Source organism: Thalassotalea piscium (assembly GCF_030295935.1).
Classification (GTDB): Bacteria; Pseudomonadota; Gammaproteobacteria; order Enterobacterales; family Alteromonadaceae; genus Thalassotalea_B; species Thalassotalea_B piscium.
In genome coordinates, this window is the sequence record NZ_AP027362.1 from 547,917 (window position 1) to 573,399 (window position 25,483).

22 protein-coding genes are annotated in these 25,483 nt (G+C 38.1%); 11 read left to right on the top strand and 11 right to left on the bottom strand.

Annotated elements, in window-relative coordinates:
- Nucleotides 1–283: 283 nt before the first annotated feature.
- On the bottom strand, nt 284–475 hold the full coding sequence (locus QUD79_RS02325) for a hypothetical protein (protein ID WP_184424463.1): 192 nt from the start codon (nt 473–475) through the stop codon (nt 284–286).
- 495 nt (nt 476–970) lie between these two features.
- Nucleotides 971–2,359: a peptidoglycan DD-metalloendopeptidase family protein gene (locus QUD79_RS02330; RefSeq protein ID WP_246454961.1), complete on the bottom strand. Its 1,389-nt coding sequence runs from the start codon at nt 2,357–2,359 to the stop codon at nt 971–973.
- A gap of 155 nt (nt 2,360–2,514) precedes the next feature.
- On the opposite strand from QUD79_RS02330, the gene tyrS reads away from it, so the two are divergent.
- From tyrS to QUD79_RS02345, 3 genes are all read left to right on the top strand, one after another.
- Nucleotides 2,515–3,714 (top strand): tyrosine--tRNA ligase, encoded by a 1,200-nt coding sequence (gene tyrS, locus QUD79_RS02335; protein ID WP_184424530.1) that lies wholly within the window; start codon nt 2,515–2,517, stop codon nt 3,712–3,714.
- A 90-nt stretch (nt 3,715–3,804) separates the two neighbouring features.
- Entirely contained in the window at nt 3,805–4,245 is a 441-nt protein-coding gene (locus QUD79_RS02340; RefSeq protein ID WP_184424464.1) for a hypothetical protein, read from the top strand.
- Between the two features lie 264 nt (nt 4,246–4,509).
- Nucleotides 4,510–4,833: a ribonuclease E inhibitor RraB gene (locus tag QUD79_RS02345; RefSeq protein WP_184424465.1), complete on the top strand. Its 324-nt coding sequence runs from the start codon at nt 4,510–4,512 to the stop codon at nt 4,831–4,833.
- A 3-nt stretch (nt 4,834–4,836) separates the two neighbouring features.
- Here QUD79_RS02345 and QUD79_RS02350 read toward each other — a convergent pair whose 3' ends face one another.
- The 6 genes from QUD79_RS02350 to QUD79_RS02375 all read right to left on the bottom strand — a co-directional run bounded on the left by QUD79_RS02350 (nt 4,837) and on the right by QUD79_RS02375 (nt 9,494).
- The gene (locus QUD79_RS02350) at nt 4,837–5,463 is read right to left on the bottom strand and encodes a trimeric intracellular cation channel family protein (protein WP_184424466.1); all 627 of its coding nucleotides are present in this window, start codon (nt 5,461–5,463) and stop codon (nt 4,837–4,839) included.
- A 15-nt stretch (nt 5,464–5,478) separates the two neighbouring features.
- Entirely contained in the window at nt 5,479–5,874 is a 396-nt protein-coding gene (locus QUD79_RS02355; RefSeq protein ID WP_184424467.1) for a rhodanese-like domain-containing protein, read from the bottom strand.
- Between the two features lie 363 nt (nt 5,875–6,237).
- Nucleotides 6,238–7,212: a cobalamin biosynthesis protein CobD/CbiB gene (locus QUD79_RS02360; RefSeq protein ID WP_184424468.1), complete on the bottom strand. Its 975-nt coding sequence runs from the start codon at nt 7,210–7,212 to the stop codon at nt 6,238–6,240.
- Between the two features lie 23 nt (nt 7,213–7,235).
- Complete coding sequence (gene mtnN / locus QUD79_RS02365; RefSeq protein WP_184424469.1) at nt 7,236–7,946, bottom strand: 5'-methylthioadenosine/S-adenosylhomocysteine nucleosidase; 711 nt, start codon at nt 7,944–7,946, stop codon at nt 7,236–7,238.
- Between the two features lie 128 nt (nt 7,947–8,074).
- The gene (locus QUD79_RS02370) at nt 8,075–8,746 is read right to left on the bottom strand and encodes a DUF2726 domain-containing protein (protein ID WP_184424470.1); all 672 of its coding nucleotides are present in this window, start codon (nt 8,744–8,746) and stop codon (nt 8,075–8,077) included.
- Nucleotides 8,747–8,864: 118 nt separating this feature from the next.
- Entirely contained in the window at nt 8,865–9,494 is a 630-nt protein-coding gene (locus QUD79_RS02375; protein WP_184424471.1) for a dUTP diphosphatase, read from the bottom strand.
- Nucleotides 9,495–9,702: 208 nt separating this feature from the next.
- Between QUD79_RS02375 and QUD79_RS02380 the strand changes: the two genes are divergently transcribed.
- The 3 genes from QUD79_RS02380 (at nt 9,703) to QUD79_RS02390 (ending at nt 11,425) form a co-directional block, all read left to right on the top strand.
- Entirely contained in the window at nt 9,703–10,128 is a 426-nt protein-coding gene (locus QUD79_RS02380) for a hypothetical protein (protein ID WP_184424472.1), read from the top strand.
- Nucleotides 10,129–10,259: 131 nt separating this feature from the next.
- The gene (locus QUD79_RS02385) at nt 10,260–10,667 is read left to right on the top strand and encodes a hypothetical protein (RefSeq protein WP_184424473.1); all 408 of its coding nucleotides are present in this window, start codon (nt 10,260–10,262) and stop codon (nt 10,665–10,667) included.
- 158 nt (nt 10,668–10,825) lie between these two features.
- A complete protein-coding gene (locus QUD79_RS02390) occupies nt 10,826–11,425 on the top strand; it encodes a helix-turn-helix transcriptional regulator (protein ID WP_184424474.1) in 600 nt (199 codons plus the stop codon).
- Nucleotides 11,426–11,585: 160 nt separating this feature from the next.
- Here the strand turns inward: QUD79_RS02390 and QUD79_RS02395 are convergent, their stop codons facing one another.
- On the bottom strand, nt 11,586–12,590 hold the full coding sequence (locus QUD79_RS02395; RefSeq protein WP_184424475.1) for a GlxA family transcriptional regulator: 1,005 nt from the start codon (nt 12,588–12,590) through the stop codon (nt 11,586–11,588).
- A gap of 135 nt (nt 12,591–12,725) precedes the next feature.
- Between QUD79_RS02395 and QUD79_RS02400 the strand changes: the two genes are divergently transcribed.
- From QUD79_RS02400 to QUD79_RS02420, 5 genes are all read left to right on the top strand, one after another.
- On the top strand, nt 12,726–14,621 hold the full coding sequence (locus QUD79_RS02400) for a beta-ketoacyl synthase (RefSeq protein WP_184424476.1): 1,896 nt from the start codon (nt 12,726–12,728) through the stop codon (nt 14,619–14,621).
- A 388-nt stretch (nt 14,622–15,009) separates the two neighbouring features.
- Nucleotides 15,010–15,723: a YIP1 family protein gene (locus QUD79_RS02405; protein WP_184424477.1), complete on the top strand. Its 714-nt coding sequence runs from the start codon at nt 15,010–15,012 to the stop codon at nt 15,721–15,723.
- Nucleotides 15,724–15,806: 83 nt separating this feature from the next.
- Nucleotides 15,807–17,006, top strand: coding sequence for an efflux RND transporter periplasmic adaptor subunit (locus tag QUD79_RS02410; RefSeq protein WP_184424478.1), 1,200 nt, complete (start codon nt 15,807–15,809; stop codon nt 17,004–17,006).
- A 113-nt stretch (nt 17,007–17,119) separates the two neighbouring features.
- Nucleotides 17,120–17,797 (top strand): ABC transporter ATP-binding protein, encoded by a 678-nt coding sequence (locus tag QUD79_RS02415; RefSeq protein ID WP_246454965.1) that lies wholly within the window; start codon nt 17,120–17,122, stop codon nt 17,795–17,797.
- Nucleotides 17,790–19,025, top strand: a complete 1,236-nt coding sequence (locus tag QUD79_RS02420; RefSeq protein ID WP_184424479.1) for an ABC transporter permease — start codon at nt 17,790–17,792, stop codon at nt 19,023–19,025. The genes QUD79_RS02415 and QUD79_RS02420 overlap by 8 nt, the downstream gene beginning before the upstream one ends.
- 239 nt (nt 19,026–19,264) lie before the next feature.
- On the opposite strand, the gene QUD79_RS02425 is transcribed toward QUD79_RS02420, so the two are convergent.
- Together QUD79_RS02425 and gltB are read right to left on the bottom strand one after the other, a co-directional pair.
- Nucleotides 19,265–20,695 (bottom strand): FAD-dependent oxidoreductase, encoded by a 1,431-nt coding sequence (locus QUD79_RS02425; RefSeq protein ID WP_184424480.1) that lies wholly within the window; start codon nt 20,693–20,695, stop codon nt 19,265–19,267.
- Nucleotides 20,696–20,727: 32 nt separating this feature from the next.
- Complete coding sequence (gltB, locus tag QUD79_RS02430; protein ID WP_184424481.1) at nt 20,728–25,188, bottom strand: glutamate synthase large subunit; 4,461 nt, start codon at nt 25,186–25,188, stop codon at nt 20,728–20,730.
- Nucleotides 25,189–25,483 lie beyond the last annotated feature (295 nt).

The following is a 25,483-nucleotide window of genomic DNA, read 5'->3' on the forward strand; positions in this document are numbered from 1 at the left end:
CAAGGCATTTATTTTCATAACTAGTTGTTCTAATTATAAAATAAATAACGCAGTAGTTGACTGTTTTAACCAGTAGAAATGATCACATAATTAGTGAGATTGGTATAATAGTCTTTAGCCTAGTGAAGTTTATCTGTTTTATCGCTAATAGCGATTGAGGTGAGCTTTATCAATATTAACCAAGTAAATTCTCTATGCTTTTACTTGGTTTTATTATTTTAAATGGCGGGTAAGTGTCAGTAATTAAAAAAGCTTCTGACGAAGCTTTTTTAAAATTCACTTTTTAGTAGTAGGTATCTTCCCGGTTATGGGCTTGGGGATCATAAATAATTTCGTCGTAAGGTACTTCAAAACTATTGTTATCGTCGGTGTTAGCCATATAAATGGTGCGAGTTGATCCGTCAATCCACGTCACTGTACCACTACCTTTTTTACTTCCACACTTCATACCAATGTGTATATCGTTAAACTCCATAGTACCCCCTCATAAAATTACGAATACCTCTAGCTTAATTAGTTTAGAGTTATTATTTTTAGATTAGTTCATTCAAAAAGTTTTAATGTTGTTGTATTGAAAATAACTAACTGTAATCAATACCACCTCTAATACTTTATATTCTAATTAAGCGGTCACTTTCTTATACTGATTGACATAAGAAATTATGCTTATATTTTCAACAGCAGTGAAACTATTATAGGGAGAAATTGTAGGATAGCCAGAAAGAAAAGGGAGAAAATCATGTATGAATTAAGTAAAACAAACTAAGCCCTTTATTACTCTAATCTAGCTAGTTAGAACCTTTTTATATAAGGGAAAAGCTAGATAGTGATTTTTATCGCTATAAGTAAGTTTTTAATGGAAAGGATTTTTTTAAGTCATTGATTAGTGTCGATATAACAAATTATATCGACACTAATAAATTCGTGTTTTACGTCTTATTTACGTAGTATGTTGGCTATAAATAAGTGTTTATGGGGCTTGTAGGCGGTTTTTACCTTCAACAGGTAAAATACCATTAGCGGCAAGAAGTGCTTGTCTAGAACCAGAAAGCTCTTTTAAACGTTGCTCTGCCACAAGGGTGAAATCTGCTTTATATTTGTTATCAATTGGCTGTGCATCAGGTAACTTGACTGTTCTTGGATTACGATGCACGCCATTTAACAAAAATTCATAATGTAGGTGTGGTCCAGATGCTAACCCAGTTGAACCAACGTAACCAATTACTTGGCCTTGTTTAACACGTTGGCCTTTTTTTACAGCACGCTTTGAAAAGTGGATATATTTAGTTTCTATCCCATTACCATGCTGGATAAATACATGGTGACCATTGTATTTATCATAAGAAGCTCTTACTACCTTGCCGTTACCAGCGGCAAGAACCGGAGTGCCAGTTTTAGCGGCGTAGTCAGTTCCTCTGTGTGCCTTCCAGCGTTTTTGTACAGGATGAAAACGTTTAGGTTTGAAGTTAGAGCTAATGTATTTAAAGCTAACAGGTGCTCTTAAAAAAGCCTTGCGCATACTTTTGCCGTCAGGGGTGTAATACTCACCATCTGTAAAGCGAATAGCTTGGAAAGGGTCATCTTGATTAACAAACTCTGCTGCTAATATTTTGCCTGTACCAATAAACTCTCCGTCGATATATTTATTTTCATAGACCACGTGAAAGGTGTCGCCTTGGCGAATATCAATACCAAAATCAATATCCCAACCAAAGATATTAGCGAGGTTAATAATTTGAGCATCATTTAAGCCTGATTCAATGCCTGCATTCCAAAAGCTACTTTTAATAATGCCATGGGCAATACTTTCTTGAATTTCAACAGTTTTTTCTTCAAAGTGTGCTTGGTATTTTCCATCAATTAAATTAACAAATAGTGTTTTTGTTTGGGAAATGGGGTATTCAAGAGCAGCAAGTTCTTTTTTGTCATTAGTACCAATACGCAATACATCACCAACCTGTAACCTTTTTAATTGGTTGCTAGCTTCACCTTCTACAGTACTTACTTTATAAGTGGTTTGTGCATTAAAGCCTAAACGTTTAAATATTTTAGCTAAAGAGTCGCCATTACGCACTTTAGCGCTTTGCCAGTTAAATTGTTCACTAATATCTAAAAAGTTATCATCTTGACCTGAATTGTCTTGGTTATTGTCGGCTTGATGAGTAGATATTTCTGAGTCTTCAGGTAACGCTAGTTGGTAGCGTTGCCCTACTTTTAATGAATTATCTGCAGTTTGGCGGCTAGCCGTTGCTTTTTCTGAAGGCAATAAAATCAGTAAAAGCAGCATTATGCTAATAATGCTGATCACCAATTGATGCTTTTTTGGTAGTTGTATGTATAAGTTTTTTATGTTTTTCAAAAAGTTACTACCTTTTATACAGGGTTTACTACGACGTCTATCGTTTACTATAACAAATTATTACACAAACAAACAACGTTAGGGTTTTAACCTCACGCAATTTTACAGTAGAATTCATGTTAATTTCTATAAATCCTATTACCGGAGTCAATTTAATGACCGATGTCAGCCAAGCGCTTGCTGAATTAAAGCGCGGTGCAGAAGAAATCTTGCTAGAAGATGAATTGTTAGAAAAGCTGAAGCAAGGCAAACCACTTAAAATTAAAGCTGGTTTTGATCCTACCGCTCCCGATTTACACTTAGGTCATACGGTCTTGATTAATAAATTAAGACAGTTTCAACAATTAGGGCATGAGGTTATTTTTCTAATTGGTGACTTTACCGGCATGATAGGTGATCCTTCAGGTAAGAATGTTACGCGCAAGCCATTGTCAAAAGAAGATGTTTTAGCTAATGCTGAAACGTATAAAGAGCAAGTGTTTAAAATATTAGATCCTGCTAAAACACGCGTTGAATTTAACTCTACCTGGATGAATAACTTAGGTGCAGCAGGAATGCTTAAACTTGCTTCTCGCCAAACAGTTGCCAGAATGATGGAGCGTGACGATTTTAAAAAGCGCTATGCAGCGGGGCAATCAATTGCTATTCACGAATTTATGTATCCATTAGTACAAGGCTGGGACTCTGTTGCGTTAGAGTCTGATGTGGAACTAGGTGGTACGGATCAAAAGTTTAACTTATTAATGGGGCGAGAATTACAGAAAAGTGAAGGGCAACGACCTCAAACTGTATTAATGACCCCTTTACTTGAAGGTTTAGATGGCGTACAAAAAATGTCAAAGTCTTTAGGTAACTATATTGGCATTACCGATGCACCTTCAGAAATGTTTGGTAAAATAATGTCTATTTCAGACGATTTAATGTGGCGTTATTATCAATTACTGAGTTTCAAAACGCTTGAGGTTATTGAAGGTTATAAGCAAGACGTCGAAAATGGCGCTAACCCCAGAGATATCAAAATTGCATTGGCAAAAGAGTTGATTGAACGTTTTCATGATAAAGATTCGGCGGAGGCTGCCCATCAAGAATTTATCAATCGTTTTCAAAAAGGCGCTATGCCAGAAGATATCCCAGAAGTTGAGCTTCAAACCGAAGAAGGAGAGTTAGCCATCGCTAACCTACTAAAAGATGCAGGTTTAGCAAGCAGTACCTCTGAAGCTATGCGTATGATCAAACAAGGTGCAGCAAAAATAGATGGTGAAAAAATTGCAGATAACAAATTAAAAATTTCTGCGGGTACAACTGCTATTTTTCAGGTAGGAAAGCGAAAATTTGCACGTGTTACCGTAAAATAAATATCGCATTATCTCACGCGGAAATTAAGCCAATAATACCAATTATTGGCTTTTTTATTTATGTGCGAGCAGAAAAATAAGGATAACGATATGCTAAGATGGCTAATGATCACATTATTGGTGCTAGGCGTTTTTTTATTAATATTGTTAGCGTTAGGGCTTTTACTGACTAAAAATGAGCAAGATACTCGAGCGTTAATTGAGCAGCTAGCAATAGATAATGCACAGCAGCTTGTATTGCCTCAAGAACAATCTTCTGTGACATTGCCAGCAGACACACCGCCACAAATTAATGGAACTGCCCAAAGACAACAAGAGATAATTAGTAAAAATTTAACTTGTGTAGATAATAAACAGTGTCAGTTAATCCGCTTATCATTAAACCCTTGTCCTATTGCAATAAATTTAATAGGTGCGCAGCTAATTAAAAAGTATAATAGGGTAAATGAATCTTTTAGCAGTGCAAATTGTAGCGACTCAAATAATGTGATTGAAGCGGTATGCATCAATAATTTGTGTGAAATTAAGTAACCTTAGCTGGGGTTAAAAGATAAGTTAATGCCCTGAAATTGCTAGACTTGTGGTTGTAGCCACTCACTAGCTTGATAGTTTTTCTTAATTCAAGGCAAATTCATTAAGAATTATTCTATTGTGTATGAATTTAACACAGAAGTCAGGAAAAATAGATGCTAGAGAGCTATTTATTACCCCGAGTTGAGGTTAAGTAGTTTAATGCTAGGTGTTTGCGTATTAGCTCAGTATAATTAATTTTTATTTACTAGATACTATACAGTAATGAACTTTCCAAATGATGAAACTGGCCAAGTATTGGCTGAAATGCAGGCCGAAGGCATTGATTTTACTATTGTGCATAAGGTCGTTTTTTTTCAGCTTTTTGAGCGTAAAGAAGATGCTCAAGCAATGGTTGCACACTTAGCTGAAAAAACGCCTGATATGGCGGTAACGATACAACCTGATCAAAGCCCTAATGTTTGGGATGTTGATTGTACAGTTACTATGTTATTAGATTACGATGCGATAATTGCTCAAGAAGCTGAGTTTGAACAACTTGCGGCAAAATTTAAAGGTTATAATGACGGCTGGGGCGTAGAAGTATAAATTCTACTTCCCGTCTTTATCAACTATCTCAAATGCGGGTAACGATACTTGCCAGTATATTGCAGCTAATCGAAGCTTCAATGCGCCTAAAATTGCACAAACTGTTGCCACATTTTCTGACCAGCCTAAGTAATTAAACAATACGTACATACTGCCACCTAAAATTGCTGCTGTCGCATAGATTTCTTGTTGTAATATCATCGGAATTACATTACATAGAACATCGCGTATCATGCCGCCAGCTACGCCCGTTATCATTCCCATAACAATAGCAACAGGTATTGGGGCACCAAGATACATAGCTTTTTGAGTACCAAGTACAGCAAATAAGGCTAAACCAAAGGCATCGGCAATTAATAAAAAACGTTTTGGAATGCGTTTAGGACAGCGAACTAAAAGAATAGTGAGCGCAGCAGTTGCTAAAATAACATAAAGGTAGAGAGGGTCTTTAACCCAAAATACTTTTGTGCCTAATATCACATCACGTATAGTACCACCGCCAATAGCGGTAACGGCAGATAAAACAACTACTCCAAAGGGATCTAATTGGTATCTACCGGCCATTAATGCACCCGAAAATGCAAAAACAATTACACCAAAGATATCTAACCAATAGAGTAGTTCAGTCATTTGTGTAAAATTAAATTATTGCTTAATTGTTGGTAAGCCTGCGGCAACCCAACCGTTCATATCTCCAGCCAAGTGCTTTATTTGATTAAAGCCATTTTTTAATAAAATATTCTCAGCAATATCAGCTCGTTTCCCCGAACGACAATGAACAATGACCATAGTATCTTTATACTGACTAAGCATTGAAAGGTTATTTTCAATGTCGGTATGGCTAACATTAATAGCACCATCAATATGTTGTTCAGCATATTCTTGTGGGGTGCGAACATCTAAAATTATAAATTTTGGTGCTTTTTCAGCGGCCTTAAGACTGAGTACTTGTTGCTGGGTAACTTCAGGCACATCGGCTGCAATAACAGAAGCGCTAATAAAAACAAAAGTAATTAAGACAAGTAAAAATAAACCTTTCATTGTAGTACTCCGATAGTAAGTAGTTTTAAGTAATACCTAACCTGAGCTCGGGATAATGAATTTGCGCAAAAATAGTAGCTTTGGTGTACTTAGCTTATTCCGAATTCAGGTTACTTAGGTATTAGCTTCTAATTGTATACCCAAACCACCTCAAGATGCGAGTTTCAGTTAGAATTAAAAGGGGGATGGCATGGCATTGATTACAAGTAATAGTGGTGCTATTGCTAGGGCGTGTTACAGGCACATACTCTCATCGTTGTTACTTCTTAGAAGGGGCTTCATTCTTGCAAACTAACGCCTTGATATTAAGTGCCTGTGATACGCTGAACCCTGCACCTTGAGGTGGCTTGGGTATACTCCAAATTAGCGAGTAAATAATACCGATATATAGGTAAAGATAATAAGCAAGATGACTAAAGCAATATCAACTATTAACAGTTGTTTACTACTGTTGTTGATATCGGTTACTAACGGTTGATTGCCGCTTGTATTAAAACCTAACCTTCTTAACTTTTGTTGGTTATACATAGCCACACCTCCCAGTTGAATATTTAAATTTAGTGCATGTAATTCAACTAGCAGGTTAGGGGTTAACTGAAAAAAAGACTGGCGAGTCACCCGCCAAAAATGGAAAAAATTATGTCCAATAGTTGTTAGTAAGTAGGTGGTGTAATATACCCGAGTTGGCAGCCAAGTTATCAGTTGCATCAGAAAGTTACTTGCTTGACCAAAATAGAAGAACTTAGCGACTTTGGTATTCCAACTGTAATGCATTTCAAGTACTAAGCGGTACGCCAAAGCCGCTATTGGACCAATTAATAAATAACAAAAGCTAACAACAATATGCAGTTGTATGTGCTTGATTAACTGCATTTCAATAGTGGCTTTGCTTAATCCCATAGCTGAAAGTTGACGAGTATCTCGCAGACAATTTTCTTGAAGTAATGACTTAGCCGTTTGTTTATCGTTGTTGGTTAATGCACGGCTAATTTTGTTGCTGAGTGAAGATAAATTGAAGTGACCTAAAGCCATATACAGTAGTAGTACCTGCCATAACTGTTCAATTGCAACAAATTCTTCAAAGAGCCATAAAATAACAATTAATGGTGCAAGAGTAATCAGCAGGGCAATTAGCCCTGCTATTTTTTGTTGGTGATCACTGTTGGTGCTTTTGTTGACTTTGTCTGATAAGCGCTGACAATAAAACTGAAAGTACTGCATACCGTGAGTTGCACTAAGATTACCGCTAAATTTAGCAATAATTAGCTTAACAATTATCACAATAGCTAAAATCGCCGTATGTTGGACAAGGTTGGGTAGTGCTTCAAAGCTATACATTGTCATCGCTTAAGCGCAATAAGCTAACTTAAGTGCTTTCCTTTAAGTGTGTTCACCATCTTACAAACAAGCGCTGATGAATTAACTGATGCTGTTTCAAGGTATGCTTCAAATGATACAGGAGATTCTTTGCCTGCAATATCAGACATAGAACGAATAACAACAAAAGGGACGCCAAATTGATGACAAGTATGAGCGATAGCTGCACCTTCCATTTCTACAGCAGCCATGGCTGGAAAGTTTTCACGGGCTTTGGCAATATCGTCATCTTTGGTCATAAAGGTGTCACCTGTTGTGATTAAACCGGTTAACGTTTGAATGTTATTTAACGTCTTTGCGTTTGCAACTGCTGCATCTACCAAGGTTTGATGAGGAATATAAGCAGGAGGATTTCCAGGTAATTGACCTATTTCATAACCAAAGGCTGTTACGTCTACGTCGTGGTAACGAACTTCAGTGCTAATTACAATATCCCCCACTTTTAAAGATTGCTCGAAACCACCGGCTGATCCAGTATTTACAATGTAATCTGGGGTGTAACGATCTAATAAAATAGCAGTAGCAAGCGCAGCTGCAACTTTTCCTATGCCTGACTGAACAATAACAACTTCAACACCATCTAACTGGCCTTGATAAAAGGTAAAACCTGCATGTTGTTCAATAGTAGCATTAGTTAGTTTGTCTTTTAAAATGGCAACTTCTGGTTCCATTGCGCCAATAATACCTGCTTTCATTTATTTATCTCTTAAGTCTTTGATTGCAACATTATATACCCAAGCCACCTCAAGATACAGAATTCACATTTTGAGGTGGTTTGGGTATAGCTAGCTTAAAGATACTCTATATTTGCGCAGTTATAGGTTTAGTGAGGGAGTGCAGCCACGCGAGGTGCTGGTATCTTGGCAGTTATGTTGTTTGAAGAATGCTCACTTTTAGCGGCAACAGAAGTTAATACGCCCACTTCACCATTTGTTACTTTGGGTGTACGGGGCTTCATCATAGTTGCAGGAATAACTCGACCTTTAATTTTTGGCGTTGGCGCAGGGGCTTGACCAAATAAACGGTTATGTATACAACTTTTGATTTCATCAACACTATAGTTTGGTTTAATTTTAATGCGGATGTGAGGAATGCTTGCCGCCTCTAGTGCACCGCTAACAAACCAGTCCTTTTTCATTTTATAGCCTTTACCTTGAGTGTCGACTAGGTCTAACGTTCCTAGGAGCTTCATGGTTTCGCGATCACAAATAACAAAATCTAAATATTTATTATCGGCATTTGCTTTGGCGCTTTGTCCAGCCTTGCTTGAAACACCATTACGAATGGTAACGATATCAGAAAGCCTAACGCGGTTTAAAATACGATATTTTGGTCCTAGTGCCTGTTCCACCAAGTTTTGAAAATTCTTTTCTGCGGGGGTAAAAATGGCACTTTTACGATCAAAAGGAAAAGGGAAGCTATTGTCATTTAAACGACTTGCTAGCAATGCAACAACCACTATAAGGCTGATCATAGCAAATAAGATTAGTTCCATAGTCAACTCCGGTAATTCAAATTATTGACAATATTAATGATTATCTTTGAATAAGCACTATTTATGCCAGAGCGCGATAACTATGTGAACTAATATTAATTTACTTGAAAATAGCCTATTAACTTGGGTATTTAGCTGATAAAGCTTGATAAAGTTGTTGCTGAAAATCATCTGCGGTTGGGTCTAGCTGATGTACAAGCTCTGCAAGCACTTCATTATCTTCTTTACCGTGCCAGACTTTAATATAACTGCCATCTTTATAGCCATGATCTTGACGGAAGAAGTTTAGCGTGTTTTTGCCAACATATTGACGAAATAGCTCATTTAAATCCATGTTGATTAAACGCATACAATCAGCAAATGCGGCGGCGTTAAAAACTTTACTAGATACCGCAGAGCCTGCAAGCACTTCTAATGCTAATTTAAAATCACTTTCATTACCTTGATGGGTTAATTCTTGCGCTAAATCTGCTGAAATGTCATTAACAGATGCGCCAGTCATTAAGCGTAAACTTAGCCCAAAATGAAAAATATCAACAAGCTCTAGCTGTACTTGCGGTACGTCAATTTCTTGGTGTTTCCACCATTTCCAACCGTGATGGTCAAGCATTTCTGCACATTCTACCCAAATGGCTCTATACCATTCATAATTATTGTCGCGCCATGTTTCACTTACACGTGAATTCATAGCGTCTTGTAGGCTTAACATTTGTTGTATTTGGCTAGTTGCTGTTGATAATTGACTCATGTGATCCCTAAATCAGTATTATGTGATTATTTCTGACTATAGTTTGCCTTTGCCTAAAGGTGCTTACAAGCAAATTATCTATTTGCTTTTAAATTAATTCTTCCAAAGATCAGCACGAACTAAAGTAATAAAATAAAAGCGCTGTTATTTGCACATATTTTCGTAAGATCAGGTAAGCTAAATTTATTATTAAATAGCAGCTTAATTTATGAAAATTTATTTAATCTTAATTTTACTTGTTGTAACTAGTGCTTGTGTTTCAAATAAACCGCTTAATTTACGTGAGTCACTTACCACTGAAATAACCGCAAACGGTTCGAAGGTTTTTCAGTTTTCGGTGTATAAAACAATTACGAATAACAGCTCAAAGAGTAAGGGCGATGGTGGCAGAGCACAGCAATCAGTACGAAGTTCTAAAAGAGGCGAAAAAGGCAGTAGTGAAGCGTTAACGCAGTATTTCGACAATCAGCTAAAAAAATTACCCATTATCGCGCTTTTTTGTCGTAAAAGTTACTTTGTCTTAGATAGGTTAAATGCAGAAGATGAAATCACCATCAGGGCGGAGTGCCATGACAGTGCCACAAGCGAAGATTATGTTAGATTTAAGTCATCAACTCAGCCGACAAAACTATAAGTTTGTGAGTAGATAAAGCTAGTAAAGGTTAAGTGTCGCTTGATGTTAGCGCCTTCGCTAATTTTAGCCAATGTTTTTTCCGCTTAAGCGGCAAGTCGACATTATGCCTACATTATATAAAGGAGTATTAAATGAAGAATGTATATATTTTTTTAGGACTATTAGCCATAAGTACCTCAGGTGTTGCGGCAAAATTTAAGCATCAACCAATTAGTCTTGAGGCTACATCTTATGTAAAGCAAAGTCTAAAATTAGATGAGTTACTTAAACACTGTGATGAATACGGCTATGAAATCTATGCTACAGGTGTTACGACTAAAAAATATGGTGGGGAAATCACTGAAATTGTTGAGTGGACTGTTACGGATAATATCGGTACTAAAATGGATTTACACCTTTATGGATTTGAAACGACAAATGGCAAAATTACTGCTAAATTGTCATTAATTCATAAGTCTGAAGATTGGCAATATTACCTTGATGAGTGTAAAGCACAGAACAAAAAATTATCTACAACAGATAGCTACACATTAATGTGACTGTTTTTACTTCTTTAAACGGTTTAACCAATTTATATTTTGATGCTTAGTAAGGCCTATTTTAGGCGCCTGTCGTTAAATTGACGTAAACATGTCGTATACAAATAAGGATTTTTTTTACAGGATACAGTTTCGATTTATCTATGTGAGAAATACAAATGGAAATGATAATAAACGCTGAAAAAGTTATAGCAGAACGTAAAATAAGAGCTTGGAGTCAGCAACACTTAGCTGATGCTAGCGCTGTGAGTTTAAGAACTATTCAAAGGGTAGAGAATAATAGTTCTGGCTCCTTAGAAACAATTAAAGCATTAGCATCTTGTTTTGAGCTCGATGTAGATATGTTATTCGAGCCTAAAATTGAAGCTATTAATAAAAATCAGAAATTAAAGGCTAGAGTAAAGCCTAAACTTCTCGCTCTCTTTTCGTTTACTTTAGTATTGCTTAGCAGTGTTATATTTATCGTGCCAACAAGTATGGCATCCAATATAACAATTAATGCGGGGAGTATAAAAACCAATACCAATGAAGGTTACAGTATATATACTGATAATGTTGTGATCTTTTTACCTAAAGGTATGCCGCATAAAGTGTTAATTGATTCTAATTGGGAAGCTAACTCATCATCCTCTTCTATTGGTGGTATTAAAATTTATTTTGAGCACTCTGTCATTTCCATTGATCAAGCTTCAATCACAACAACTGAGAGTGGGACTAAAATCACAACAGAATATGCTAAATTCTCAAAATCTGAGTAATATACTGCTAACAAAAGACTATAGCGCCAATAGTTAATTACAGATTTTGGCGCTTGCTAAATTGCACCCTCCATTAGCATCGAATACAAGATCTCAATTATTTTCCTAAGACGGGACTAGTGCCACTACCTCTATTCATTGGCGCAAAAATCAATATGCTCTAATGTGACGAAAATAGTTTTTTTCTTACTGTTGCTCGATATTCTCTTGGGGTTATATCTAACTCTTGTTTAAATAGCCGAGTAAGTTGTCCTGGGTCTTGATAACCGACTTGGTAAGATATTTCTTGTATAGATAAATTACTTGAAGCGAGTAATTCCTTCGCCATTTCTACTTTCTGGCGTTGCCAAAATTTTATCGCATTAATGCCGTTAGCGGCTTTAAATCTGCGCGTTAAAGTGCGTTGGCTTATGCCAAATTGTTTGGCTAATTCAGCCATTGAAAGGTTTGCATTTAAATTAGTGCGCATCCAAAACTGAATTTGGCTGATCAGCTCATCAGGGTGACGGTCAACGGCACCTTCTAAATAGCGCTGCTGCTCGTAGGGCTTTCTTATTTCGTGTGAAAAGTTACGCTCAACGTGTTGTGCTGCGTTTCTACCATAAATTTCAAATATAATATGAACAACAATATCGGCCAGTGCATTTAAACTTGCCGCGCAATAAATACGATCAGATTGAGTAATAAAAAAGTCTGGTTTTAACTCTACTTTAGGGTAGTTACGACGAAATTGGTCAACATAATGCCAGTGCGTTGTTGCAGAATGGTAATCTAGTACGCCTGATTCGGCCATAAAACACACGCCTGTTCCGCCGCCAATTAATGTAGTGCCTTTATGCCAAATAGTATTTAGCCAGCTCACCAGTTTAGGGTTTTTTAATAAGGCTGGTCTTGGGTTACGCCATAGGCTAGGAATAAAAGCGTAATCAGGTAATAAAGCATTATCGACATCAGTATCTGGCATTAGCTTAATGAGTGAACGTGTTGACACTGGCTTATTACTTTCAGCGACCATTTGAATATTGAGTTTTGCTGCCGATTTGTTTTCTTGATAGGCCAAAGCTTCTCCTGCTCTTAACATTTCTACGGGCAAGCTTACGCTAGTGGCGAGCATGTGATCATATAGTATTAGTGAGATAGTAATTTGTTGTCGTTTCAAACTCATAAATAACTATTCTTAATTTAATTTAACTTATTTGGCCATAATGGCATATTTATTGGCTTTAATTAACGGTTTTTTTGATCTTTTTAGCCTTAAACTAACGGTTATTAAACTAAGTGTATAAGAGATATAAAAATAATGACTGCTTTACCTGTTATTGTTGGCATGGGCGGCATTAATGCTGCTGGTCGTACATCATTTCATCAAGGCTTCCGCCGTATTGTAATAGAAAAACTAAATGCTGAAGCGAGAGAAGAAACCTTTGTTGGTCTTGCAACGTTAATGAATATATTGCGCTGTGAAAATGGCCAGTTACTCGATCAGCAAGATAATGTTTATGCGCGTAGCGATGTTGAAGCTAAGTTTGGTAAACAAATTTTAGCGGGCACATTAATTCGTAAAATTGAAAAAAACCATTTTGATCCAGACGCAACGCCTTGGCAGCAAAAATTAACTATGCAATCAACCGAACAAGCAATTTGTTTTGAGACAGCATTGAAAGACTTGCCTAAGCCATTACCAAGAGCGTGGAAAGTAACAGATATTGGTGAGAAAAGAGTGCGTGTTGAAATTCAAGGTGAACTGTCACTGAAACAAGATTCAGTTCGTGACAACCCAATTAAGGCAGCTGGACAATTTCCTACAGGCTTTGAGCCAGCAAAACTTTACAATTCACGTTATCAACCACGAGGGTTACAAGCGACAATTTTTGGTGCTGCAGATGCAATATATTCAACTGGTTTTAGTTGGGCTGATATTGCAGATAAAGTGACACCAGATCAAATTGGTACCTATTCGGCATCTGTTTTTGGTCAAACACAAGCTGAAGGTTTGGGTGGTATGATGCAAAACCGCCAAAAAGGTGAGCGCGTATCAACGAAAAACTTGGCATTAGGTTTAAACACCATGTCAACTGACTTTATCAATGCTTATGTTACTGGCAGTGTTGGTACTACCTTTACTTCTACCGGCGCTTGTGCAACTTTCTTATATAATTTAAAAGCCGCTGTTAATGATATACAATCAGGTCGAATTAGATTAGCTATTGTTGGCAGTAATGACTGCGCGATAACACCAGAAGTTGTTGAAGGTTTTGGTAATATGAGCGCGTTAGCTAATGAAGAAGGGCTTAAAAAATTAGATAACACTGACAATGTTGACCATCGACGTACTAGTCGTCCGTTTGGCCAAAACTGTGGCTTTACTATTGGTGAGGCTGCACAGTTTTTAGTGATTATGGACGATAGTTTAGCGTTAGAGCTTGGCGCTGATGTGCTTGGTTCAGTTGCTGATGTTTTCACTAATGCCGACGGTATCAAAAAATCAATTACAGCTCCAGGCCCAGGTAATTATATTACTATGGCTAAGTCAGTTGCTTTAGCTAAAAGTGTACTGGGTGAAGAGGCAGTTCAACAACGTAGTTTTATTTTAGCTCATGGTTCAAGTACACCACAAAACCGAGTAACAGAGTCGTTAATATATGACCGAATAGCGCGCAGTTTTAACATTAATAATTGGCCAGTTGCTGCACCTAAAGCATACGTTGGACATACTATTGGACCTGCAAGCGGAGACCAGGTAGCGTGGGCATTAGGTGTTTTTGCACATAATATTATGCCGGGAATAACTACCATAGATAAGGTCGCAGAAGACGTTTACGCTGAGCGTTTAAATATTGCCACCGATCATTGGCATTGCCAAAATATGGATGTTGCTTTTATTAATTCTAAAGGTTTTGGTGGCAACAATGCTACTGCTACTGTCTTTTCAGCTAAAGTTACCCTTAAAATGATTGAAAAGCGCTATGGTAAAGCAGCAATGAATGCGTATTTAGACAAAAATGAAAAAGTAAAAATTGCGCAGCAAGCTTACCAAGAGCAAGCTGATTTAGGTAATTTTGAGTTAATCTATCGCTTTGGCGATGGCTTAGTAGATGATGAAAAAATCGAAATTAGTGATACTAAAATTACACTACCAACATTTGCACAAGCTATTGACTTACCAAGTACTAATCCATTTGACGATATGGTTTAGGCGCTAACCATTATACGTTAGACCCGAGTCCTTAGGGTCTAACGTAAAAATAAATGTAATAAATTCTTATCTTTGAAGACTACCTGAATTAAAATAGCGTTAATAATATGTAAATGCCGCTTGACATAATATGTCATAGCGATTAATTTGTATTTTAACTCGGGGAGTTGGCGTTCTTTCTAGTTTCTGCTGTAGGTTGTTTATTGTTAAATAGCGGTGATTTAAATTAATTGCAGCATTTAATAATTACCATACTTTTTTAAGTACGGCAGAGCGATATGCAAATAGATCAGCTGCACGAAAAAAGTTTCACTAATTAATTGGTAGTAGTCGTTATAAAAACGCTACTGCTTTATATGGAAATTAACTAATAATAAAGAGGTTTACAATGTCTGCAAATCCACTACAAGCGTGTTTCGACGTGCTACTTTCACCTGCTAAAGCTTTTTCTAGTGTTAAAGATAAAAAAGGTTGGGCATGGTTACCATTTTTTCTTGTTATAGCGTCTACTTCAGCCGTATTTGTTCATTATTTTAGTGTGGTTGATATTAACTGGTTTCAAGAGCAATCTTTAGAGCAAGCGGCAGCAATGACCGGAATGACTTACGATGAACTAAAAGCGGCATCATCTGAGGCTGACGCGACAAGTGCAATGCTTCAAACAACTATATCGGTTGTTATTAGCTTAATTGCCGTTAATTTGTTGGTAGCCATATACTATCTACTTGCAACAAAAATTATGGCAAAAAATGATTACGGCTTTAAAAACTGGTTCGCTTTCAGCTGGTGGGCAAGCTTGCCTTTAGTTGTAAGTAGCTTGGCATCGATATTAGTTTTATTATTCGCAGTTGATAGTAATATTTCGATGAATGATCTCCAACCGACCAGTTTAAATAGTTTAATTTTCTCACTTGATCAGTCTCATGCTTGGTATAACTTTCTTGAGGCAATTAATTTATTTAGTCTTTGGATGATTGCCATTGCCAGTGTTGGATTAAAAACATGGCTAAATATTGATATTAAAAAGGCGAGTATTATAGCTGCCATTCCATCGATCGCTATTTATGGCTTATGGGCAATATACATTCTGTTTGTTGCTTAATTTCGTTCTCTGTTCCAATCACCAATGAATACCAAGTGGGTAAAGTTGCTCGCTTGGTTTAACACACTACATTAGGTTTTAGCATGAAAAAAGCACTAATTGTTACTGCGGCAATCGCAACTTTAGTTGCCTTGGCATACTTTAAAAAGTCAGGACAAGAACAGGCAATTGAAGTAAAAGTAGAAGAAGTTCAAGTTGAAAATATTAAGCGTTCAATTTTAGCTTCAGGCACCTTAGTATATAAAGAGCAGGTACAACTTCGTTCAGAAGTTATCGGCCAAGTAAAAGAAATGCTAATTGAAGAGGGTGACGAGGTGAGCAAAGGGCAGGTACTAATGCGCCTTGAACCTCGTACATTTATGGCAGATGTTGAGCAGCAAGAAGCCTATGTTCGGCTACAAACTATTGCAATTGAACGTCAGCAAAAACATCTTGAAAACCTAGCTGCGCAATGGCAAAGAAAACACGATTTATATAAGCTTGAAATTATAGGGCAAGATGCTTATGAACTTATAGATAACCAATATGCACTTGCAAAAATTGATTTACGCTCGCGTCAAGAGTCGTTATTGCAAGCACAAGCCACCTTAGATAAAGCACAAGAAAGATTAGATAAAACTGTTTTTAAATCGCCTATTGACGGTATTGCAACGTCTGTTGACATAAAAAAAGGTGAAACTGCCATTAGTGGTACTACTAATATTTCAGGATCAAATTTAATCACTTTAGCCGACCCCTCATCAATACTTATTGAAGTACAAGTTGATGAAGCCGATATTGCTAACATTGAAGTGGGCCAAGAGGCTGATATTTTTGCAGTTGCATTTCCCGATGAAGCGCTTAAAGGTAAGGTACAAAACATAGCAACCTCAGCTAAAAGGGCCGCTGGTCGACAAGGGTTAAGTTTCACGGTTAAAATTCTTTTGGACGACTCTGGTGCAGTAGCTGTGCGTCCGGGGATGAGTTGCCGCGCTGAAATATTTACCCAAACTAAAGATAAAACCTTAGCTGTCCCAAGTGAATCGATTGTTTTTTTAAAGCCTGAAAAGAACAAAGGTGACAATGATAGCGAGAGTAAAGACTTCGACGAAAAAAGCTATGTGTATATAGTTAACGACGATAAAGCTAAAAAAGTAGAAGTTAAGCTTGGTATTTCAAATGATCGATATCAAGAAGTACTTTCGGGTATTAAAACGGGCGATAAAGTGATTACAGGTCCTGCAAGAGCGTTAAGTAAACTAAAAGATTCAAGCTTAATTAAAATTGCTAAGAAAGAGGCTTAATAATGGACGAGGCTCAAAGTGCGACTAATGCAAGTAACAATACCGACACTAAGGTAACATCGGCTGATAAAAATGTGATTATTGCGTTAAAAAAGATAGCCAAGCGATATGAAATGGGAGGAGAGGAGTTTTACGCGTTAAATAACCTCGACTTGGATATATTTCAAAATGATTATCTAGCGATTATTGGGCCTTCTGGCTCAGGTAAGTCAACCTTAATGAACTTGTTAGGTTGTTTAGATTACCCAACATCAGGAGAGTACTTACTAAAAGATAAAGATGTTGCTCAAATGAATGAATCTGAACTGGCAGGTATACGTAATTTAGAAATAGGTTTTATCTTTCAAAGCTTTAATTTATTGCCAAGAGCAACGGCATTACAAAATGTAATGCAGCCGCTTATTTATCGAGGGATTGCATTAAAAGAGCGAAAAATACAAGCCGGCGAAGCATTAACTCGGGTCGGCTTAAAAGATCGTATGCATCATGTACCTAATCAGTTATCAGGTGGACAACGCCAACGTGTTGCTATTGCGCGTGCTTTAGTTACCAACCCTGCAATTTTATTGGCAGATGAACCAACTGGTAACTTAGACTCGTCGACAACAACGGAGATAATGGCGTTATTTGACAAGCTTCACCAAGACGGTCAAACGCTTATTGTGGTCACTCATGAACAAGAAATAGCCGATCGGTGTCATCGAGTTATTCGACTACGAGATGGTGAGCTTGTTTCAGATACGTTAAATACAACGTCGGCAGATGGTACAAGAGAGGCTGTTTATGTCTAGTTTTTTCTTTAAAGTATATGAAAGCACACGAGCTGCAGCGCTGTCAGTTAAGGCGCACGGTTTTCGAAGCTTTCTAACTACCTTAGGCATAATTATTGGTGTTACCTCTGTTATAGCAGTGGTATCAGTTATGCAAGGTTTAAGTGGTAGCATTACTAAACAGTTTGATGGCATGGGCACTAATGTCTTAAATGTCAATTCATTTACGCCGAAAAAAGAACGTCTACAAGGGAAAAATGCTAAGTTAAACTATAACGATTTCTTAGAGATAAAGTACAAGGTTTCTGGGATCAGTAATATCACTCCAACAGTAATGGCAATGGGACAAAACTCTGTTGTTCAGTACAAAGGTGAATCGACAACAACTCAGGTCACCGGTACAGGCTCTTCCTATCAAATGTTGTATGGTGTTTATCCAGAACAAGGGCGCTTTTTTAATGTAAGTGATGATAAAAGTCGCCGACGAGTTGCTGTGCTAGGCCCTTCTATTCTCGACAAACTAGAAATAAAAGGTGACCCATTAGGACAATACCTAATGATTGGTGGCGAATGGTTTAAAGTGATTGGCGTTTTAGAAAAGCGCGGCAAAATATTTGGCTTTGACCAAGATAATTATATTTTATTACCTTACTCAACAACACAAGCATTACTTGGTGGTGCTGAAGAGCCTGATATTATGATTTCTATGCAGGTTGACGATGCCAATCAAATCGATGGGGTAAAACAGGTTATTACCAATATTTTACGACGTAATCATAACTTAGCAGAAGGGCAGAATAACGACTTTAAAATAAGTACAGCAGAGCAAATGCTAGAAACTGTTAATAACTTAACCTCTACAACTACTATGGTGTTGAGTGGTGTTGTTGGTATTTCTTTACTTGTTGGCGGCATAGGTATTATGAATATTATGCTGGTGTCAGTGACTGAACGCACTCGTGAAATAGGCATTCAAAAAGCGTTGGGCGCGACCCGTTTTGATATTTTAATGCAGTTTCTTATTGAAGCCATTTTTCTTTGTTTGCTTGGGGGAGTTATCGGTTTAGCGTTAGGTTACGGCGCAGGGGCCTTGGTGAGTAGTTTAATTGAACTTCCTGCAGCTACTGTTCCTGGTTGGGCAATTGCCTTGTCACTAGGCTTTAGTGCGGGTGTTGGTGTTATTTTTGGCATAATACCAGCGGCAAAAGCTGCTAATTTAGATCCGATTGATGCATTACGGTATGAGTAATTTTGATTAGCTCATAGTGTATAAATCTTTGGATGATTTTTTAGCCGATAAGAAAAAGGCTCTAGAATGTGCTAGAGCCTTTTGTAAATTATTATGCTGTTATACCAATCTCACTAACTAGGTGAACATTTCTACTGGTTAAAATAATCAACTACTGCGTTATTTATTTTATTATTAGAACAACTAGTTATTAAAATAAATGCCTTGTATTTGACTGTTTTCACTGCGTATAAAATAGATCACTTAATTAATGAAACTGGTATTACATAATCAAGAATACCTAAGGCAGCTTTACGGCCTTGGTCAACCGCAGTGACAACCAAATCTGAACCTAACACCATATCGCCACCGGCAAAGATGTTTTTGGTAGTGGTTTGCAGAGCAAATTCACTATTTTCAACCGCAATTACGCGACCACGTGAGTCAAGTTCTACGCCAGCATCTTTCAGCCATTGTGGCGGACTAGGTAAAAAACCAAAAGCGATAACTACTGCATCGGCTGCCATTACAAACTCAGAGCCTTTAATTGCCTCTGGGTTGCGTCGGCCATTATTATCAGGAGCGCCTAATTGCGTTTTTACAAATTTAACACCAACTGCTTGGCCTTTATCATTAATTGAAATATCTAACGGTTGGATATTAAATTCAAAGTTAACGCCTTCTTCTTTGGCATTTTGCACTTCTCGTGGTGAGCCAGGCATGTTTTCTTGGTCACGACGATAGGCACAAGCGACTTCGCTGGCACCTTGTCGAATTGACGTACGTACACAATCCATCGCGGTATCACCACCGCCTAACACAATAACTTTTTTGCCTTCAAAATTAACATAAGGCTTAGCGTTCTCACTAATGCCCATTAACTTTTGTGTATTACCAATTAAAAAATCTAATGCACTATATACACCGGGCGCAGATTCGTTTTCAAATCCGCCGGTCATATCAGTATAGGTGCCTAAGCCAAGAAATACGGCGTCGTATTCATTGCTTAATTCATCAAGTGTTATATCAACGCCAACATTGGTATTTAAACGAAATTCAATCCCCATGCCTTCGAAAATCTTGCGGCGGCGAACAATAACTTCTTTTTCTAGCTTAAACGATGGAATACCAAAAGTAAGTAAGCCGCCAATTTCTGCATGACGATCAAAAACAACACTGTCAATGCCGTTGCGCGTTAATACGTCTGCACAAGCTAAACCTGCAGGACCAGCTCCTACAATTGCTACACGTTTCCCAGTGTTAACTACTTGGGATAAGTCTGGTGTCCAGCCTTGTTCAAAAGCCGTATCGGTAATGAACTTTTCAATATTACCGATAGTAACAGCACCGAACTCGTCATTGAGTGTACAGGCAGATTCACATAGTCTGTCTTGTGGGCAAACACGACCACACATTTCTGGTAAGCTATTAGTTTCATGGCATAGCTCAGCTGCTTCAATTATTTTACCTTCAGTTACTAATTCTAGCCATTGTGGAATATAGTTATGAACGGGACACTTCCACTCACAATAGGGATTACCACAATCTAAACATCGATCCGCTTGACCTGCGCTTTGTACATCGCCCATTGGTTGGTAAATTTCAACAAAGTCAATTTTTCTCGATGCTAACGCTTTCTTAGGCGGATCGATTCGTTGCACATCGATAAATTGATATATATTTTTACTCATACTGTTTCTTCCTCAATTCGCATTCATAGGGGTTACTGTGCTTGAACGCGAAGTTCTGCAGATGAACGGATACGATGACCCAATAAGGTTTTTACATCGGTTGCTGTTGGTTTAATCAATTTAAATTTAGCGGCAAAACCTTCAAAGTTAGCTAAGATCTCTTGCGCGCGTAAGCTACCAGTTTCTTCGAAATGCTGGTTGATAATGCCGCGTAAATGCTCTTGGTGAATGGCTAAATCAGCAATATCTAGGCTCTCAATAGATTCTTTATTTAAACGAATATCGAGATCTCCTAGTTCATCAAGCACATAAGCAAAACCGCCGGTCATACCTGCACCAAAATTAACGCCTGTTTGTCCTAAAATAGTAACAATACCGCCAGTCATATATTCACACGCATGATCTCCGGTACCTTCAATAACCGCATGACAACCAGAATTACGAACAGCAAATCTTTCACCAGCACGACCACAGCCATATAAAATGCCGCCAGTTGAGCCATACAAGCAGGTGTTACCCATGATCATGGTTTTGTGACTAACATAAGCAACACCTTTTGGTGGCTTAATGGTTAACTTACCACCTGTCATACCTTTACCAACGTAATCATTAGCATCACCGGTTAGCGTTAACTCCAAGCCGCCGACATTCCACACACCAAAGCTTTGGCCTGCGGTACCTGTAAATTCAAACTTAATTGGGTTTGCCGCCATGCCTTGGTCGCCATGATGGCGAGCAATTTCACCTGATAGGGTTGCGCCAATTGAACGATCGGTATTTCTAATATTGAAACGATGAATGCCGCCAGTGCTATGTGCTACGGCATCAGATGCGGCAGTTAACATATCTTGATTAAGCTGGCCTTTATCAAAAGGAATATTTTCCTCCTGTTGATATAACGCTGTATTTTCACTTGCGACAACAGGGGCAATAATTGGCGATAAATCAAGTTTTTGTTGTTTAGCGCTGATACCAGCTAGCGGCACTAATAAATCTGTTCGTCCTATTATTGCGGTTAAGCTTTCAACACCAAGTTTAGCTAATATTTCTCGAACATCATGAGCGATAAATTTAAAATAATTCATTACTTGCTCAGGTAAACCTTTAAAGAACTGTTCACGTAACACTTCATCTTGTGTTGCTACCCCTGTAGCACAATTATTTAAGTGGCAAATTCGTAAAAACTTACAACCAAGCGTGATCATTGGTGCTGTACCAAAACCGAAACTTTCAGCACCTAATATTGCCGCCTTAACAATATCTAAGCCTGTTTTTAATCCACCATCAACCTGTAAGCGTACTTTATGACGCAAGCCATTAGTAACTAGCGACTGATGCGCTTCAGCTAAACCTAGTTCCCACGGACAACCTGCATATTTTACCGAGGTAAGTGGGCTTGCACCTGTGCCACCGTCGTAACCTGAAATAGTAATAAAATCTGCGTAAGCTTTTGCTACACCAGAGGCTATTGTGCCAACACCTGGGCCTGATACTAATTTTACTGAGATTATTGCTTTGGGGTTAACTTGTTTTAAGTCGAAAATTAGCTGTGCTAAATCTTCAATCGAATAAATATCATGATGTGGCGGTGGTGAAATTAAGGTCACACCGGGCACTGAAAAACGTAATTTGGCAATTAAAGGGGTAACTTTATCGCCTGGTAATTGCCCACCTTCACCGGGCTTGGCGCCTTGTGCTACTTTAATTTGAAGTACATCTGCATTAACTAAGTAGTGTGGTGTTACCCCAAACCTTCCTGATGCAATTTGCTTAATACGTGAGTTTTTTACTGTACCAAAACGGCGTTCATCTTCTCCGCCTTCACCTGAATTAGAAAAGCCACCTAAACGATTCATCGCTATGGCAAGGGCTTCATGGGCTTCAGGGCTTAATGCCCCAATTGACATGGCGGCACTATCAAACCGCTTAAACAGCTCAGTATCAGGTTCTACCTGACTTATTGAAATCTGCGTAGTATCTTCTTTAAGTGTTAGTAAATCGCGTAGTGTCGCTACCGGGCGATTATTGACTTCATCTGCAAATTTTCTGTATTTGACGTAATCGCCAGAGCGGACCGCTTCTTGTAAATAGGTAACCACATTAGGATTATATGAGTGATATTCGCCACCATGAACATACTTTAATAGGCCACCATGGCTCATTTGTTGGTGTGGTAAAAATGCTTTGCGTGCTAAGTTAATATTGTCTTGTTCAATGTCTTCAAAGTCTGCGCCTTGAATACGACTTGGTAAGTCAGGAAAACACAGCGTCATAATATTTTGATTTAAACCGATAACTTCAAATAAACCTGCGCAGCGGTAACTTGCAATAGTGGCTATTCCCATTTTAGACAATATTTTTAGTAAGCCTTTGTTAATACCGTTACGGTAGTTTAGAACGGCTTCACGCACTGGCAATTCAATTTGACCTTGTTCTACTAGTTGCTCTACTGTTTCGTATGCAAGATAAGGATAAATAGCTGTAGCGCCTAATCCTAAAAGTACTGCAAATTGATGTGAGTCACGTACCGATGCTGTTTCTACAATAATATTAGAGTCACATCGTAATTGGTTGTTAACTAGGTGATTTTGTACTGCGCCAACAGCCATAGCTGCTGGAATTGGTAGTAATCCCTTTTCTATATTGCGGTCAGATAAAATTAATATAACAGTACTTTTATCACGAACAAGGCTTTCGGCTTCATTGCAAAGTTGCTTTAGAGCACTCTCTAGTCCTTCTTCTTGGTTATAATTAAGAGCGAGCGTTTCACTACGGTAATGTGCTTGATCTAAATCTCTTAGTTGTTTTAAGCCGGTATACATAAGAATGGGCGTTTCAAATAAAATTCGATTTGCATGACCAGTTGTTTCATTAAAAACATTATGTTCACGCCCGATACAAGTGCCCAAAGACATGACATAGCGCTCACGTAAGGGATCAATGGGCGGGTTAGTTACTTGGGCGAATTGCTGACGAAAATAATCGTACAATGTGCGGGGCTGACTCGATAAAACCGCCATTGGGGTGTCGTCGCCCATAGAACCCGTTGCTTCTAGACCATTTTGTGCGAGGGTTTTAATGACTTGCTGAATTTCTTCATAACTGTAATTAAACATTTTATGGTATTGGGCAATATTTCGATCATCAAATACCCGCTGACCAATAAGTTTTGCATCAAGCTGCTCAAAAGGCACTAAACGACGAATATTACTATTTAACCATTGGCGATAAGGGTGGCGAGTTTTTAGATCGTTATCTATATCGTTAGAGTTAAAGACTTTACCTGTATAAGTGTCAATGGCTAGCATCTCACCGGGACCTACTCGGCCTTTCTCTACTACTTCATCTTCACCATAGTCCCAAATGCCTACTTCTGAGGCTAAAGTAATAAAGCCATCACGCGTTATGACATACCGAGCAGGACGAAGGCCGTTTCGGTCAAGATTACAAGCAACATGACGTCCGTTGGTCATTACCACGCCTGCTGGTCCATCCCAAGGCTCCATGTGCATAGAGTTAAATTCATAGAATGCTTTTAAATCGTCATCCATTAATGGGCTGTTTTCCCATGCAGGCGGCATAAGCAAGCGCATTGCTCGATAGAGATCCATGCCACCAGCTAAAAATAGCTCAAGCATATTATCCAGAGATGACGAGTCTGAACCTGTTTCGTTGACAAAAGGTGCTGCATCCTGCAGATCGGGTAATAATGGTGTTTGAAAGCGATGGGTGCGTGCTCTACTCCATTGGCGATTACCTTTGATTGTATTTATTTCACCGTTATGAGCAAGGTAGCGAAAAGGTTGCGCTAAATGCCATTGCGGTGAGGTGTTTGTAGAAAACCGCTGATGGAAAACACATATAGCGGTTTGCATTCTAATATCTGCCAAGTCTAAATAAAAATTGGGTAAGTCAATTGGCATAACTAAGCCTTTATATATAGTGACTAAGCACGAAAGACTTGCGATATAGAAACGATCGTCGCTAATACGCTTTTCAGCACGACGACGAGCCATATATAAACGACGTTCTAGTTCTCTGTTACGCCAACCTGGAGGCGCATCAACAAACACTTGTTCTATTTTGGGTAGATTGCCAGCTGCAATTTCACCTAGTATTGATTTGTCGGTGGGAACTTCGCGCCAACCTACTAATGTAAGTGTTTCTCGGCATAATTCCTCTTCTAAAATTCTTTTTGAGTTCGCTGCTATCTCGCTGTCTGGGTTAAGAAAAATCATACCAACGGCATATTTTTTGCCAAGCTGCCAGTTGTTTTCTTCGGCGACAGCTCGAAAAAAAGTATCCGGCTTTTGCATTAACAACCCACAGCCATCACCTGTTTTACCATCAGCGGCTATACCACCTCGATGTTGCATACGGTCGAGGGCTAAAATAGCAGTTTTTACCAGCTTATGACTTCTTTCACCGTGTTGATGAGCAATTAAGCCAAAGCCACAGTTGTCTTTTTGATAGTTATGATCATAAAGCTGCATTGTTGTTCTCCTAAATGAAAATGCCTACTTGGTAATAGAGGTGGAAAGAATAAAATCATGCTATAAGTGCATAAATAATCCGATTAATTCCAAGAGGGTCTTTACTCTAAACACTAAACTAACTACCGTCAATTAAAATAGAGCATTTACTCGTAAGGAAGCTACATTGATGTATTAGTATGATTTATATGAGGTATTTTATATTTGTATGTTTTTAAATGGTTTTTTATACAAATTTGGGCTCTAACAAAGCTATTAAATAGACAAAAAAAAATTTTAATGTAATTTAATTACA

Coding starts and splice junctions, on each gene's coding strand:
- QUD79_RS02380 (WP_184424472.1), top strand. CDS start 9,703: ATGAAAATTTATTTAATCTTAATTTTACTTGTTGTAACTAGTGCTTGT.
- QUD79_RS02370 (WP_184424470.1), bottom strand. CDS start 8,746: ATGGAACTAATCTTATTTGCTATGATCAGCCTTATAGTGGTTGTTGCA.
- gltB (WP_184424481.1), bottom strand. CDS start 25,188: ATGCAGCTTTATGATCATAACTATCAAAAAGACAACTGTGGCTTTGGC.
- QUD79_RS02360 (WP_184424468.1), bottom strand. CDS start 7,212: ATGTATAGCTTTGAAGCACTACCCAACCTTGTCCAACATACGGCGATT.
- mtnN (WP_184424469.1), bottom strand. CDS start 7,946: ATGAAAGCAGGTATTATTGGCGCAATGGAACCAGAAGTTGCCATTTTA.
- QUD79_RS02325 (WP_184424463.1), bottom strand. CDS start 475: ATGGAGTTTAACGATATACACATTGGTATGAAGTGTGGAAGTAAAAAA.
- QUD79_RS02410 (WP_184424478.1), top strand. CDS start 15,807: ATGAAAAAAGCACTAATTGTTACTGCGGCAATCGCAACTTTAGTTGCC.
- QUD79_RS02420 (WP_184424479.1), top strand. CDS start 17,790: ATGTCTAGTTTTTTCTTTAAAGTATATGAAAGCACACGAGCTGCAGCG.
- QUD79_RS02415 (WP_246454965.1), top strand. CDS start 17,120: ATGGGAGGAGAGGAGTTTTACGCGTTAAATAACCTCGACTTGGATATA.
- QUD79_RS02345 (WP_184424465.1), top strand. CDS start 4,510: ATGAACTTTCCAAATGATGAAACTGGCCAAGTATTGGCTGAAATGCAG.
- QUD79_RS02405 (WP_184424477.1), top strand. CDS start 15,010: ATGTCTGCAAATCCACTACAAGCGTGTTTCGACGTGCTACTTTCACCT.
- QUD79_RS02340 (WP_184424464.1), top strand. CDS start 3,805: ATGCTAAGATGGCTAATGATCACATTATTGGTGCTAGGCGTTTTTTTA.
- QUD79_RS02395 (WP_184424475.1), bottom strand. CDS start 12,590: ATGAGTTTGAAACGACAACAAATTACTATCTCACTAATACTATATGAT.
- QUD79_RS02350 (WP_184424466.1), bottom strand. CDS start 5,463: ATGACTGAACTACTCTATTGGTTAGATATCTTTGGTGTAATTGTTTTT.
- tyrS (WP_184424530.1), top strand. CDS start 2,515: ATGACCGATGTCAGCCAAGCGCTTGCTGAATTAAAGCGCGGTGCAGAA.
- QUD79_RS02385 (WP_184424473.1), top strand. CDS start 10,260: ATGAAGAATGTATATATTTTTTTAGGACTATTAGCCATAAGTACCTCA.
- QUD79_RS02390 (WP_184424474.1), top strand. CDS start 10,826: ATGGAAATGATAATAAACGCTGAAAAAGTTATAGCAGAACGTAAAATA.
- QUD79_RS02355 (WP_184424467.1), bottom strand. CDS start 5,874: ATGAAAGGTTTATTTTTACTTGTCTTAATTACTTTTGTTTTTATTAGC.
- QUD79_RS02400 (WP_184424476.1), top strand. CDS start 12,726: ATGACTGCTTTACCTGTTATTGTTGGCATGGGCGGCATTAATGCTGCT.
- QUD79_RS02425 (WP_184424480.1), bottom strand. CDS start 20,695: ATGAGTAAAAATATATATCAATTTATCGATGTGCAACGAATCGATCCG.
- QUD79_RS02375 (WP_184424471.1), bottom strand. CDS start 9,494: ATGAGTCAATTATCAACAGCAACTAGCCAAATACAACAAATGTTAAGC.